Raw genomic sequence first — 12,431 nt, forward strand, 5'->3', positions numbered from 1 at the left:
GGCGGCCGCGCGGGCTACGCCGTGGCCGCGTCCACCCGCTCGCTGGACAGGAGCGCGGCCAGGCCGGGGTAGGAGATCACGAAGCCGTCGACGTCCACCGCCAGGTCCGCCGAGAAGTCCTCCCAGGTGAACCCGACCTGCGCCGGGACGTCACCCGCCCCCACCCGCACCGTCCGGTACTCCTGCACGGCCGTGGTGACCGTGAGGTCCGGCAAGGACACGAACACCATCGGCACCTCGACCGCACCCGCCTCCCGGTGCAGGCCCAGCCTGCGGATCGGCAGCGAGTTGAACAGCGGGCTGAACTCCAGGTCCAGGTCCACGGCGCCGTCGAAGTCCGCGCGGGTCGAGCCGGACCCGTCGTCGAGCAGCCAGAAGCCGTCGTCGGTGCGCTGGATCGTGAGGTGCTTCTCGGCGGCCATCGTGGCCGCGGTGACGGACAGCCGCAGGAGCGTGCCGTCCTCGCGCACGACGAGGTTGTAGGAGGCCGTGAGGTCGCCGGAGGGATCCGGGCGCACGATCCGGCCGAGCGCCCGGAACCCGAGCGGGCCGGGACCGAAGTGCACCCGGACCCCCTCGAGGCCCGGCCTGCCCTCGGCCTGCCAGGTGAGCATGGTCGTCATCGACACCACCGTAGGGAGCGGGAGGCCCGGGCGCACCGCCCGGGATCGGCCGAGTGTGGCTAGGACGCGGGCTGGTCGGGGACGAAGTCCTTGATCTTGTCGACGACCGCGTCGACCTGCTCGGCGTGCCCGAACTTCTCCTTGACGATCTCGCCCACCTTCTCGGCGCCCTGCTCGATCGCCTCGCCGTGCTCGTTCACCAGCTTCTCGGCCTGACCCTTGAGCGCGTCGAAATCCACCACGGTGGTGCCCCCTTCTCGAGCATTCGTGATCGTGCGCCATCAAACACCCCGGCGCCCCCGAGGCACTAGCCCTCCCGGCGGACCTCCTCCGGCTCGACGTCCGCCCGCACCCCCCGGAAGGCGGGCTCGCGCAGCCTGCCCTCGGCCGTCCAGCCCAGGTGCGCGACCTCGACGGCGACGACCGGCTCGCACCAGTGCACCCCCGCCGCGTCGGCCCGCGGCGGACGCTCGACGAAGGGCGCGGACGCCCGCTCACTGCCGCTGAGCAGGTCGGACAGGGTCTGCTCCGCGGTCCGGGCGTCGACCCGGCCGACGTAGGCGAGCGCGTCGCCGTCGGGCACGCCCAGGAGCAGCACGCCCCGCCCCGGCCGCCACCCGCCGACCAGGCAGGTCTGGGTGTGGCGGTGGGTCACCTTCACCCAGCCGGGGCCGCCGTAGGGCGCGTCGCGCCGCTTCGCCACGACGCCCTCCATGCCGCGCCGCGCGGTCGCCTCCCACAACGCCCGTCCGTCGGTATAGGTCGGCGACAACGCCAGGGTGGGGACGCCCGAGGTGTCGAGCCGCTCGAGGGTCGCCCGGCGTTCGTGCAGCGGACGCTCGCCGATCGGGACCCCGTAGAGCCGCAGCACGTCGAACACCATGAAGGTGACCGGCGTGCGCGGCCGCGGGACCGGCCGGTGCAGCCGGTCGGCCAGGGCGGCGAAGCTCGGCACGCCGTCCTGCAGGAGGACGACCTCGCCGTCGAGCAGCACGTCCGGGGCGATCGTGGTCAGCGCCGCCAGCTCCGGGAAGCTCGCGGTGACGTCCCGCCCGCCCCGGGTGAACAGGTGCAAAACACCGTCGGCCACGTCCGCGAGCAGCCGCATGCCGTCCCACTTGACCTCGTAGACCCACTCCGGCCCCGTCGGGAGGGTGCCGGGAGTGGCGAGCATGGGCTGCACCCCGTCATGCTGTCACCATGCGTGCGATGTGGAGCGGTGCCGTGTCTTTCGGGCTGGTCTCCGTGCCCATCAAGCTGTACTCGGCCACGACGAACCACGACGTCCGGTTCCACCAGGTCCACGGCACGGACGGCGGCCGGATCCGCTACAAGCGCACGTGCACCGTGTGCGGCGAGGTCGTGGAGTACGCGGACATCGTGAAGGGGTACGAGACCGAGGACGGCGAGCTCATCACGCTGGACGAGTCGGACCTCGACTCGCTGCCGGTCGCCTCCGGCCACGAGATCGACGTCATCGAGTTCGTGCCCGCGGACCAGATCGACCCGATGCTGTTCGACAAGGCCTACTACCTCGAGCCCGAGACGAAGGCCGCCAAGCCCTACGCGCTGCTGCGCGAGGCGCTCGCCGAGACCGACCGGATGGCGGTCGTCCGGTTCGCGCTGCGGCAGCGGGAGTCGCTCGCCCTGCTGCGGGTGCGGGACAAGGTGATCGTGCTGCAGACCATGCTGTGGCCGGACGAGGTCCGCGAGCCCGCGTTCGACATCCTCGACCAGGACGTCGACCTCAAGCCGCAGGAGCTCAAGATGGCGTCCTCGCTGGTCGAGAGCATGGGCGCGGACTTCGACCCGGCCGATTTCCACGACGAGTACCGGGACGCGGTGCTGGAGCTGATCGAGTCGAAGAAGGAGCACGGCGACGCCCGCCCCGCCCCCGTCGAGGCGAAGAAGGAGGACGAGGGCGACTCCATGACCGACCTGCTCTCCGCCCTCCAGGCCAGCGTCGAGGCCGCCAAGGGCAAGGCGGGGGCGAAGGCCGACCCGGAGCCCGAACCCGAACCCGAGAAGAAGCCCGCGCGCAAGCCCGCGGCGCGCCGGAAGAAGGAGTCCTCCGAGGAGGACAAGCCCGCGACGACCCGCAAACGCCGCACCGCCTGACCCTGTGAGTGGCGATAGTCGCTAGAGCGACTATCGCCACTCACGGGCCGTGGGCGGACTCCGGCGGGGTCTGGTCCTTCTGCAGGCTGTCGAAGAGCTGGCTCGCCCGGTCCCGGTCCCACCTGACCACCGACTGGCCGCCGATCGTCGGGGTGCCGCCGACCGGGACCGTGGTCGCGACGCCGCCGTTCGTCACCCCGCGCATGGCCAGGCCGAGCTGCGCGATGTTCCAGATGTGGTCGCTGGAGTCGACCGTGATCAGGCCCGTCATGGCGTCCGCCAGCGGCACGACGCGGAACGGGTTGACCAGCGTGGTGGGGCTCGTGGCCTTCGCGATCAGCGCCGACAGGAACTCCCGCTGGCGCTGCACCCGGTCGAAGTCCGAGCCGGCCGTCGCGCGGGTGCGGACGTAGCCGAGCGCGGTCTGCCCGTCGAGCTCCTGGCAGCCCGCCTGGATGTCCAGGGCCGCCTTCGGGTCCTTGATCGCCCGCGGCACGCAGAGGTCCACCCCGCCGATGGCGTCCACGGCGTCGACGAACCCGCCGAACCCGATCTCGGCGTAGTGGTCGATGTGCAGGCCGGTGGCGGCCTCCACCGTCGAGATCAGCAGCTGCGGGCCGCCGAAGGCGTACGCCGCGTTCAGCTTGTTCGTCCCGTGCCCGTCGATCGGCACGTACGAGTCCCGCGGCAGGCTGACCAGCACCGATCCCGAGCTGCCGGAGTGCAGCAGCATGATCGTGTCGGTGCGCTGGCCCGCGGCGTCTCCCGTGCCGAGCCGCTCCTCGTCCTCGGCGGAGAGGTCCGCGCGGCTGTCGGAGCCCACGATCAGCCAGTTCGTGCCGGACGACTCCGCCGTCGACCCCGCGGGCAGCGCCTCGACCCGGTTCATGTTCTGGTCGAGGTACACGCCCCAGCCCACGAGCGCGACCAGCAGCGCCAGCGCGATCCACTTGATCCGCCGCCCCCAGCGGCGGGGCTTGCGCACCTTCGGCGCCCTCGTCTGCACCGGCGGCCGGTACTCCTGGCGCGGCGGCGGGCCGGAGGGCATCACCCGGGTGTGGGGCGGCAGCTGGTTCGACGGGATCCGCCGCGTCGGGCCCTCGCCCTGGTACCCGGGCGGCGGGCCGGGGCGGCGGGGCGGCTGGTTCGTCCACCCCGGACCCCCGCCACGGCGCGGCGGCGGGCCTTGGGGTCCGCGAGGTCCGGTCATGGCGCCCTCTCCCGACGTCTGGTGGTCCCGGTGCGAGCCCACGGTAGCGAGACGGCCGTACCCGTCCCTCACCCCTAGGACGCTTGAACCACCCGCCGGTTGCCCGGTGTGTCGGAATCAGCGCCCGCCGGTCCCGCTGCTCAGCCGAGCAGCGGCTCGCCCTCGAAGCGACCGAGCTCCTCCCGGTAGAACTCCAGGCCCACCCCGTTGGGATCCCGGATGTAGAGACTGTTGTCCACGCCACGGTCCGGGCCGAGGTACTCGATCCCCGCCGCGTCGAGCCGGGCCTTGGCCTTCTCGAACTCCTCGGGCGAGGTGGACAGCGCGAGGTGCTGCACGGCCCCGATCGTCTCGCTGAACGCCGGGTGGTCGTGGCCGGGGAAGTCGAAGAACCCGAGCAGGTTGCCCGCCCCGATGTCGAAGAAGAAGTGGCTCGACCCCGCGTAGTCCCGGTTCTCCACCAGCTCGACGAGCGGGAAGCCCAGCACCTCCTGGTAGAACCGGATCGTCTCCTCGACGTCCTTGCAGATCAGCGCGATGTGGTGGACACCCTGCACCGTCGTCGGCGCGCGGTCGGCGGGCGCCTGGAGGTACTTGTCGCGCAGGTCCTTGCGCCGGGCGCGGACCGCCTCGAGCTCGGCTCCCTCGGGCTGCGGCATCGGACTCCCCTTTCGGTCGTGGTGTCGTCGTCAACGGTAGTTGCACGCGCAACATTCCGCCCGACGTCGACGACCCACCGTGCCGGCTCGCGCACGAGACCGTCACCCGAGCCCGCCGGATGCGACGATCTCCGCGTGGACCTCCCCCTGCTCGAGGACGACCTGGGCCGCCCCGCCCTGCTCGACCCGCACCGCGTCGTCCCGCGCGGGGTGACCCTGCCCGAACGGGCGGTGCTCTGCTTCTTCCCCGAGGTCGTCGCGGCCGTGGACCCGGTCCGGACGGTCCACCTGTCCTCCGAGCTCGGCCCGTGGCCGGTCCACGTCGTGGAGGTCGACGGCACGGAGATCGCGGTCGTGCAGCCCGGCGTCGGCGCCCCACTGTCGGTGATCTTCTTCGAGGAGCTGGTCGCGCTGGGGGTGCGCGCCGCGGTGGCGGTCGGCGGCGCGGGATCGCTCGTCCCGGAGCTCACGGTCGGGCACGCGGTCGTCGTGGGCTCCGCGCTGCGGGACGAGGGCACGTCCTTCCACTACCTGCCCGCGGGCCGGGTCGTCGAGGCCGACCCCGCCGGGATCGCGGCACTCGTCGCGGCGCTCGGGGACGTCCCGCACGTCGTGGCCCGCACCTGGACCACGGACGCCGTCTTCCGCGAGACCCGCAGCCGCGTCGAGCGGCGGGTCGCGGAGGACTGCGTGGTCGTCGACATGGAGGCGTCCGCCCTGATCGCCGTGGCCCGCCACCGCGGCGTCCGCCTCGCGCACCTGCTCTTCGCGGGCGACTCGCTCGCGGGCGAGGAGTGGGAGCACCGGGGCTGGACCCGCGCCGCGGACATCCGCGCAGCCCTCTACGGCATCGCCTGCGACGCGGCGATCACCCTCTGACGAGACGTCATGGAGCGGTTACTTGCGGCCGCCTCCGAGCAGGCCGCCGAGGAGATCGCCCAGGCCGCCGCCCAGCACACCGCCGCCCTGCTGGCCGCCGCCCGCACCACCCAGGATCCCGCCGAGCAGGTCGCCCAGGCCGCCGCCCGCGCCGCCCCCGGCGCCGGGCAGGCCGCCGCCGCCCTGCGCGCCGCCCGCCAGCTTCTTGGCCAGGTACGACATGACGATCGGGGCCAGGATCGGGAGGAGCTTGGCGATCAGCCCGGAGCCGCCCTCGCCGCCGAGCGCGCCCTGCGCCTGGGCGGGCGCGGCACCCGCCGCACCGCCGAGCGGCCCCAGGCCACCCAGCTGGTTGACGACCTGCGAGCGCTGGTCGCCGAACACGTGGCCGACGATCTTCTCGCCGTCCGCGGTGTCGACGTCGGCGAGGTCGACCCCGCCGTCGATCAGCGTGTCGTCGTGCTGCTGGACCGCGGCGGCGAACGAGGCGGCCCGGGCGGGGTCGCCCGCGTTGGCCTGGATGCCGCCCAGGAGGGCGGGCAGGGCCGAACGTGCGGCGGACTCCGCGGTCGCCTCGTCGACGCCCAGTCGGGCGGCGAGATCGCCGAGCGACACCTGGCTGAGGATCTCGTCCACAGGGCTCATGAGCAGGACATTAGCGTGTCGACTATGGGGCGAGAAGTCGTATCGTCGGCGGCATGGCGTACGAGTCCGCGGTCGAGAAGGCGATCCGCGAGGCCGTCGAGCGGGGCGAGTTCGACGATCTGCCGGGCAAGGGCCGTCCGCTCACCGGCCTCTCGGACACCTCCGAGGACTGGTGGGTGCGGCGGTACGTCCGCCGCGAGGGCGTCCCGTCGGACGCGCTGCTGCCGGTCGGCCTCCAGCTGCGCAAGGAGCTCGAACGGCTCCCGGAGACCGTGCGGGACCTGCCCAGCGAGCGCGCGGTGCGCGAGGTGGTGGCCGAGCTGAACGGCCGGGTCGTGGACTACGTCCGAACCCCGCGGGGGCCGGTCCTGCCCCTGCGGCGGGCGGACCCCGAGGACGTGGTCGCGCGGTGGCGGGCCGCCAGGTCGGGCGGTCCTGATCTACGGTGACCGGGTGCCACAGCGTTGGGGTATCACGGTTCCGCTGTCCGGTGTCCCGCTGCGGGAGCAGCGCGAGCTGATCCGGGCGCTGCCCGATCTGGGGTACACGGACGTCTGGAGTGCCGAGGCGGACGGGGCCGACGCGTTCACCCCGCTCACCCTGGCGGCGGAGTGGGCCCCGACGCTGCGCCTCGGCACCGCGATCGTGCCCGCCTTCACCCGCGGCCCGGCGCTGCTCGCACAGTCCGCGGCCACCCTCGCGAGCCTGGCACCGGGCCGGTTCGCGCTCGGGATCGGCACGTCCTCGGACGTGATCGTGGAGCGCTGGAACGGGATCCCGTTCGTGGAGCCCTACAAGCGGGTCAGGGACCTGCTGGACTTCCTGCGCCGGGCCTTCACCGGCGAGAAGGTCACCGGCGAGTGGGACTCCTTCTCCGTGCAAGGCTTCCGGCTCGCCGAGGCCCCCGAGCCCGCGCCGCCGGTGCTGGTCGCGGCGCTGCGGCCGGGCATGCTCACGCTGGCGGGCCGGCACGGCGACGGGGCGATCGTCAACTGGCTGACCAGCGCGGACGTCAAGGCCGTGGCCCCACACGTCCGGGACTACGGCAAGCCGGGGGCCGAGATCGTCGCCCGGATCTTCGTGCTGCCGGACGTACCCACCGACGAGGCCCGCGCGATCGCGCGGCGGGCGATCGCGGCCTACCTGAACGTGCCGGTCTACCGGGCCTTCCACGAATGGCTCGGCCGCACCGAGCTGACGCCGATGTGGCGGGCCTGGGCGTCCGGGGACCGGGCCGGGGCGCTCGCCGCGATCCCCGACTCGGTCGTCGACGCCCTGGTGCTGCACGGCCCCGCGGAGTCCGTGCGCGAGCAGGTACGGGCCTATGTGGAGGCGGGCGTGACCACGCCGGTCCTCGCTCCGCTCGGCGGCAGCGCGGCCCGGGTCATCGAGTCCCTGGCGCCCTGAGCCCGTCCATGATCAGGTCGAGCAGGCGGCCCGCCTGCTCGCGGTCGGCCGTGGTGAGCGTGACCCCGGAGACGGCGGCCAGCACGTCCGCGGGGTCGACGTCCGCCCGGAGCGTGCCCGCCGCGGCGCCCGCGCCCACGAGCTCCCCGACGGCCGTGCGCAGCCGACCCTTGGTCTCGGTGAAGGGGTCCCCGCCGGAGGCGATGATCGCGCGCAGCGTGTCCAGCATGCCGCGCTTGGCGGTCATGTACTCGACGAACCGGTCCATCCAGGCCCGCATCGCGACCTCGGGCGGCGCGTTCTCCAGCAGGCCGGGGACGGCGTCGCAGAGCCGCGCGACCTCGCTGCGGTAGGCCGCCTCGACCAGCGCCTCCCGCGTGGGGAAGTGCCGGTAGAGGGTGCCGATGCCGACGCCTGCGGCCTTCGCGATCGCCTCGAGGGAGACGTCTCGCCCCGGCGTCGAGAAGGCCTCGACCGCCACCTCCACCAGCCGCTCACGGTTTCGGCGTGCGTCGGCGCGGAGGGGCTTGGTCACGGCCTCGTCAGTGTGACCCACGCCACTTCACCACCTCAAACGGAATCGCCTCCGTTTACCCGGGGTTGGGATCGGAGGCAGCTCCGGATGCGAGTCTACGCGCCGAGCGATCTCAGCCCTGAGGAGAAGCGCCATGACCACCTTCCTCACCCCGCCGATCGTCCACCCCAACACCAGCCGCTTCGTCGGCCCGTTCGACCGCCGCACCACCGCCGCCGAGGTCGTCCACGGCCTGGACCTGGGCGGACGGCGGGCCGTCGTCACCGGCGCCGCCTCCGGGATCGGGCTCGAGACCGCCCGCGCACTGGCCGCCGCCGGAGCGTGCGTGACGCTCGCCGTGCGCGACGTCGACGCCGGTGCCGCCGCCGCGACCGCGCTCACCGCCGCGACCGGCAACGAGCTCGTGTCCGTCGCGCCGCTCGACCTCACCGACCGCACCTCGATCCGGGCCTTCGTCTCCACCTGGGACGGCCCGCTGCACATGCTGGTGAACAACGCCGGTGTCATGGCCACCCCGCTGACCCGCACCGCGGAGCGCTGGGAGCTGCAGTTCGCCACCAACCACCTGGGCCACTTCGCGCTGACCACCGGCCTGTTCCCGGCGCTGCTCGCCGCGGGCGACGCCCGCGTGGTGTCCGTGTCCTCCGGCGCCCACCTGCGCGCCCCGGTGGACTTCGACGACGTCCACTTCCACGGCCGCCCCTACGACCCGTGGCTCGCCTATGCCCAGTCCAAGACGGCGAACGTGCTGTTCGCGGTCGAGGCCAACCGGCGCTGGTCCGGCGACGGCATCCACGTCAACGCGGTGATGCCAGGCGGGATCCGCACCGGCCTGCAGCGCCACCTGGACGCGCGCGAGCTCGCCGCGATGGACGCCCGGGCCGGCGACCTCTGGAAGACCGCCGAGCAGGGCGCGGCCACGAGCGTGCTGCTCGCGGCGTCACCGCTGGTCGAAGGCATCGGCGGGCGGTACTTCGAGGACTGCGCCGAGGCCCTGCCCGCGACCGGTGTGTACGGCCGCGGCGTGGCCCCCTACGCCCTCAACCCCGAGGCCGCCGAGCGGCTCTGGGACCTCTCCGTGGCGACCCTGCGCGCCTGAGTGCGGCCCGACCTCCGGACGGCTCAGAGCCCGTGGCGGGACAGGAAGTCCAGGGCCCGGTCGGCGACCTCCCGCCAGCTGCTGTCGACGGCGTAGGAGTGGCCGCGGTCCGGGAAGGCGGCCCACTCGGTCACCCCCGGGCTCTTCGCCAGGATCGTGTAGGCGGCCCTGCTGGTGGCCTCGGGCACCGTGCGGTCCCGGCCCGCGCCGATCACCAGCACCGGACCCCGCGCGCGGTGCACGTCCACCGTGGCCTCGCTGTGCAGCGCGAAGTTCGCCAGCGCGGCCTGGAACAGCGGACGCATGGGGGACGGGACCGCGTAGGAGTCGTACAGCGCGTCCGCCTCCGCGCGCGGCACCGCGTTGGCGAAGCCGGCGGCCCACGAGTCCTTCGTGTGGATCCAGCTCTTCGTCCGCAGCCCGGGTCGGCTCAGGACCGGGAAGGCCGTCTTGAGCTGGACGGGCGGCAGCGCGAGGTTGCCCTTGAACTGCGCGGGCGAGATCGCGACGCACGCCCGGGCGCAGCCCTGTCCGATCAGCTTCTCCGCGATCAGCCCGCCGAAGGAGTGTCCGATCACGATCGGCTTCTCCGGCAGCTCCTCGATCAGGGCCGCGTAGTGGTCGGTCACGGCGGAGATGCCCTGCCCGGCCACGGCGTCCGGATCGGCCCTGGCCGCCTCGGCGGTGCCGGGCTCCCCCGGCCATCCCGGCGCGACGGGCGCGTAGCCCTTCTCCGCGAACAGCTCGACCCACGGGGTCCAACTCGAGGCGTGCAACCACAGGCCGTGGACGAAGACGACGGGCGTTCCGGGCACGCTGACCTCCACAGGGTTCCGCCGAGTCGAGCGTAGCCGGCGTGTCGATCACCCGAACGCCGCAGCACGCGCGGCCGGCCCCGTGCAGAATGCGGCCGTGGACCAGTTCTACTCGGCCTACCGACACGGCTTCCTGCGCGTGGCGGCGGCGACCATCCGCACCACGCTCGCCGATCCCGCCGCGAACGCCGCCGCCGTCCTGGAGTCGGCGCGCGAGCTCGCGGCAGACGGGGTCGGCGTGGCGGTGTTCCCCGAGCTGACCCTGACCGGGTACTCGCTGGAGGACGTCGTCATGCAGGACACCCTGCTGGACGCCGCCCTCGCCGGGCTCGAGGACGTCGTCACGGGCTCGGCCGACCTGCTCCCCGTCCTGGTGGTGGGCCTGCCGATCCGGCACCGGCACCGCATCCACAACTGTGCGGCGATCATCCACAGGGGACGGGTCCTCGGCGTCGCACCCAAGTCGTACCTGCCGACCTACCGCGAGTTCTACGAGCGCCGCCAGATCGCCCCCGGGGACGACGTGACCGGCACCCTGCGGATCGGCGGCCAGGACGTCCCGTTCGGCCCCGACCTGCTGTTCACCGCCTCCGACGTGCCCGGGTTCGTGCTGCACGTCGAGATCTGCGAGGACATGTGGGTGCCGATCCCGCCGTCCGCCGAGGCGGCGCTGGCGGGCGCGACGGTGCTGGCCAACCTCTCCGGCAGCCCGATCACCGTCGGCCGGGCCGAGGACCGGAAGCTGTTGGCGCGCAGCGCCTCCTCCCGCTGCCTCGCCGCCTACGTCTACGCCGCGGCGGGTGAGGGCGAGTCCTCGACCGACCTCGCCTGGGACGGCCAGACGATGATCTACGAGAACGGGGTGCTGCTCGCCGAGACCGAGCGGTTCCCGAACGGGCCCCGCGCCTCGGTGGCGGACGTCGACCTGGACCTGCTGGCCAACGAGCGGCTGCGGATGGGCACGTTCGACGACAACCGCCGCCACCACGCCCCCGAGTTCCGGTGCGTCTCGTTCACGCTGTCCCCGCCGTCGTCGGACATCGGGCTCAAGCGCGAGATCGAACGCTTCCCCTTCGTCCCCGCGGACGAGAGCAGGCTCGAGCTGGACTGCTACGAGGCCTACAACATCCAGGTCAGCGGCCTGGAGCAGCGGCTTCGCGCGATCGGGCAGCCCAAGATCGTGATCGGGGTGTCCGGCGGCCTGGACTCCACGCACGCCCTGATCGTGGCCGCGCGGGCGATGGACCGGCAGGGCAGGCCGCGCAGCGACATCCTCGCGTTCACGCTGCCCGGCTTCGCCACCGGCGACCACACCAAGGGCAACGCCTACCGGCTCGGGAAGGCCCTCGGAGTCACGTTCGAGGAGATCGACATCACCGAGACGGCCCGGCTGATGCTGGCCAACCTCAAGCACCCGTTCTCCGCGGGCGAGCCGGTCTACGACGTCACCTTCGAGAACGTCCAGGCCGGGCTGCGCACCGACTACCTGTTCCGCGCGGCCAACCAGCGCGGCGGGATCGTGCTGGGCACCGGGGACCTCTCCGAGCTGGCGCTGGGCTGGTCGACCTACGGCGTCGGCGACCAGATGTCGCACTACAACGTCAACGGCGGCGTGCCGAAGACGCTCATCCAGCACCTCATCCGCTGGGTGATCAGCTCCCGGCAGTTCGACGACGAGGTGGGCGAGGTCCTGCAGTCCGTGCTGGACACCGAGATCACCCCCGAGCTGGTGCCCTCGGACGCGGGCGAGGTGCAGTCGTCGGAGGCCAAGGTCGGGCCGTACCCGTTGCAGGACTTCACGTTGTTCCACTACCTGCGGTGGGGGTTCCGGCCCGCGAAGATCGCCTTCCTCGCCCACCACGCGTGGGGGGACGTCGACCGCGGCGACTGGCCAGTCGGCTTCCCGCCGGAGAAGCGCGGGGTGTTCACGATGGCGGAGATCCGGAAGTGGTCCGAGGTGTTCGCGCAGCGCTTCTTCTCCTTCGCGCAGTTCAAGCGCAGTGCGTTGCCGAACGGCCCGAAGGTGTCCGCGGGCGGGTCGCTGTCCCCGCGCGGGGACTGGCGCGCGCCCAGCGACATGTCGGCGCGGATCTGGCTGGAGGAGATCCGCCGCGAGGTTCCTCAACAATAATGACGACGGCTGGGCCGGACGGCGTAACGATTGGCGCTGCGTGACGACATCTCGGGCGAGTAACCCGTTCGAGGGAGCACGCCGTGTCCGACCGTTACGCACCGTTCGGCTACAACGCCCGCGAGCCGTGGGCCCCGCCGCAGTACACCGGTGAGCCGACCGCCGCGGAGCGCGCCCCGGGCGGCACCGCGACCCTGGTCGCCCTGGCCGTGCTCTTCGTGCTGATCGGCGGCGCCGCGTACCTGTACGGCGCCCTCGCGCTGCTCTGATCTGCGGCTCCGCCGCCCGTGCGCGGTAAGTGGTGCTTGAG

Annotated in this window: 15 protein-coding genes; 7 read left to right on the plus strand and 8 right to left on the minus strand. The window is 73.0% G+C overall.

Translation table 11 applies throughout. The annotated features are described in order from the left end of the window. Positions 1–14: 14 nt before the first annotated feature. The 3 genes from L3X23_RS23320 to L3X23_RS23330 form a co-directional block, all read right to left on the minus strand. Entirely contained in the window at positions 15–623 is a 609-nt protein-coding gene (locus L3X23_RS23320) for a putative glycolipid-binding domain-containing protein (protein WP_237194517.1), read from the minus strand. 59 nt (positions 624–682) lie between these two features. Then, positions 683–865 carry an Rv0909 family putative TA system antitoxin gene (locus tag L3X23_RS23325; protein WP_237194518.1) on the minus strand — a complete coding sequence of 61 codons (183 nt, stop codon included), beginning with the start codon at positions 863–865 and terminating at the stop codon, positions 683–685. Between the two features lie 65 nt (positions 866–930). Further along, complete coding sequence (locus L3X23_RS23330) at positions 931–1,797, minus strand: DNA ligase (RefSeq protein WP_237194520.1); 867 nt, start codon at positions 1,795–1,797, stop codon at positions 931–933. 26 nt (positions 1,798–1,823) lie between these two features. Here L3X23_RS23330 and L3X23_RS23335 point away from each other — a divergent pair, with 26 nt between their 5' ends. After that, positions 1,824–2,741 carry a Ku protein gene (locus L3X23_RS23335; RefSeq protein ID WP_237194521.1) on the plus strand — a complete coding sequence of 306 codons (918 nt, stop codon included), beginning with the start codon at positions 1,824–1,826 and terminating at the stop codon, positions 2,739–2,741. A 40-nt stretch (positions 2,742–2,781) separates the two neighbouring features. Here the strand turns inward: L3X23_RS23335 and L3X23_RS23340 are convergent, their stop codons facing one another. Continuing rightward, complete coding sequence (locus L3X23_RS23340; protein WP_237194522.1) at positions 2,782–3,951, minus strand: LCP family protein; 1,170 nt, start codon at positions 3,949–3,951, stop codon at positions 2,782–2,784. 140 nt (positions 3,952–4,091) lie between these two features. Beyond that, positions 4,092–4,610 carry a VOC family protein gene (locus L3X23_RS23345; protein ID WP_237194523.1) on the minus strand — a complete coding sequence of 173 codons (519 nt, stop codon included), beginning with the start codon at positions 4,608–4,610 and terminating at the stop codon, positions 4,092–4,094. A gap of 135 nt (positions 4,611–4,745) precedes the next feature. Here L3X23_RS23345 and L3X23_RS23350 point away from each other — a divergent pair, with 135 nt between their 5' ends. Continuing rightward, on the plus strand, positions 4,746–5,489 hold the full coding sequence (locus L3X23_RS23350) for a nucleoside phosphorylase (protein ID WP_237194524.1): 744 nt from the start codon (positions 4,746–4,748) through the stop codon (positions 5,487–5,489). A gap of 18 nt (positions 5,490–5,507) precedes the next feature. On the opposite strand, the gene L3X23_RS23355 is transcribed toward L3X23_RS23350, so the two are convergent. Beyond that, on the minus strand, positions 5,508–6,134 hold the full coding sequence (locus L3X23_RS23355) for a DUF937 domain-containing protein (protein WP_093086734.1): 627 nt from the start codon (positions 6,132–6,134) through the stop codon (positions 5,508–5,510). Positions 6,135–6,187: 53 nt separating this feature from the next. Between L3X23_RS23355 and L3X23_RS23360 the strand changes: the two genes are divergently transcribed. Together L3X23_RS23360 and L3X23_RS23365 are read left to right on the plus strand one after the other, a co-directional pair. After that, positions 6,188–6,583, plus strand: a complete 396-nt coding sequence (locus L3X23_RS23360; protein ID WP_237194525.1) for a DUF1992 domain-containing protein — start codon at positions 6,188–6,190, stop codon at positions 6,581–6,583. A 4-nt stretch (positions 6,584–6,587) separates the two neighbouring features. Beyond that, positions 6,588–7,541 (plus strand): LLM class F420-dependent oxidoreductase, encoded by a 954-nt coding sequence (locus L3X23_RS23365; RefSeq protein WP_237194526.1) that lies wholly within the window; start codon positions 6,588–6,590, stop codon positions 7,539–7,541. Here the strand turns inward: L3X23_RS23365 and L3X23_RS23370 are convergent. Continuing rightward, complete coding sequence (locus L3X23_RS23370) at positions 7,519–8,076, minus strand: TetR/AcrR family transcriptional regulator (RefSeq protein WP_237194527.1); 558 nt, start codon at positions 8,074–8,076, stop codon at positions 7,519–7,521. The two genes, L3X23_RS23365 and L3X23_RS23370, sit on opposite strands and share 23 nt — an antisense overlap. A gap of 133 nt (positions 8,077–8,209) precedes the next feature. Here L3X23_RS23370 and L3X23_RS23375 point away from each other — a divergent pair, with 133 nt between their 5' ends. Further along, positions 8,210–9,175 carry an SDR family NAD(P)-dependent oxidoreductase gene (locus tag L3X23_RS23375; protein ID WP_237194528.1) on the plus strand — a complete coding sequence of 322 codons (966 nt, stop codon included), beginning with the start codon at positions 8,210–8,212 and terminating at the stop codon, positions 9,173–9,175. A gap of 23 nt (positions 9,176–9,198) precedes the next feature. Here L3X23_RS23375 and L3X23_RS23380 read toward each other — a convergent pair whose 3' ends face one another. Next, positions 9,199–9,990 carry an alpha/beta hydrolase gene (locus tag L3X23_RS23380; protein ID WP_237194529.1) on the minus strand — a complete coding sequence of 264 codons (792 nt, stop codon included), beginning with the start codon at positions 9,988–9,990 and terminating at the stop codon, positions 9,199–9,201. 97 nt (positions 9,991–10,087) lie between these two features. Here L3X23_RS23380 and L3X23_RS23385 point away from each other — a divergent pair, with 97 nt between their 5' ends. Both L3X23_RS23385 and L3X23_RS23390 read left to right on the plus strand, forming a co-directional pair. Further along, a complete protein-coding gene (locus tag L3X23_RS23385; RefSeq protein ID WP_237194530.1) occupies positions 10,088–12,121 on the plus strand; it encodes an NAD(+) synthase in 2,034 nt (677 codons plus the stop codon). A gap of 83 nt (positions 12,122–12,204) precedes the next feature. Then, positions 12,205–12,390: a hypothetical protein gene (locus L3X23_RS23390; protein ID WP_093086748.1), complete on the plus strand. Its 186-nt coding sequence runs from the start codon at positions 12,205–12,207 to the stop codon at positions 12,388–12,390. The last annotated feature ends 41 nt before the right edge of the window (positions 12,391–12,431 follow it).

This window comes from Pseudonocardia sp. WMMC193 (assembly GCF_021728735.1).
GTDB classification, from domain to species: Bacteria; Actinomycetota; Actinomycetes; order Mycobacteriales; family Pseudonocardiaceae; genus Pseudonocardia; species Pseudonocardia oroxyli.

What these genes read in the sequence shown, in the direction of transcription:
- L3X23_RS23330 (WP_237194520.1), bottom strand. Translation starts at nt 1,797, where the DNA reads ATGCTCGCCACTCCCGGCACCCTCCCGACGGGGCCGGAGTGGGTCTAC.
- L3X23_RS23355 (WP_093086734.1), bottom strand. Translation starts at nt 6,134, where the DNA reads ATGAGCCCTGTGGACGAGATCCTCAGCCAGGTGTCGCTCGGCGATCTC.
- L3X23_RS23335 (WP_237194521.1), top strand. Translation starts at nt 1,824, where the DNA reads ATGCGTGCGATGTGGAGCGGTGCCGTGTCTTTCGGGCTGGTCTCCGTG.
- L3X23_RS23320 (WP_237194517.1), bottom strand. Translation starts at nt 623, where the DNA reads ATGACGACCATGCTCACCTGGCAGGCCGAGGGCAGGCCGGGCCTCGAG.
- L3X23_RS23340 (WP_237194522.1), bottom strand. Translation starts at nt 3,951, where the DNA reads ATGACCGGACCTCGCGGACCCCAAGGCCCGCCGCCGCGCCGTGGCGGG.
- L3X23_RS23360 (WP_237194525.1), top strand. Translation starts at nt 6,188, where the DNA reads ATGGCGTACGAGTCCGCGGTCGAGAAGGCGATCCGCGAGGCCGTCGAG.
- L3X23_RS23345 (WP_237194523.1), bottom strand. Translation starts at nt 4,610, where the DNA reads ATGCCGCAGCCCGAGGGAGCCGAGCTCGAGGCGGTCCGCGCCCGGCGC.
- L3X23_RS23375 (WP_237194528.1), top strand. Translation starts at nt 8,210, where the DNA reads ATGACCACCTTCCTCACCCCGCCGATCGTCCACCCCAACACCAGCCGC.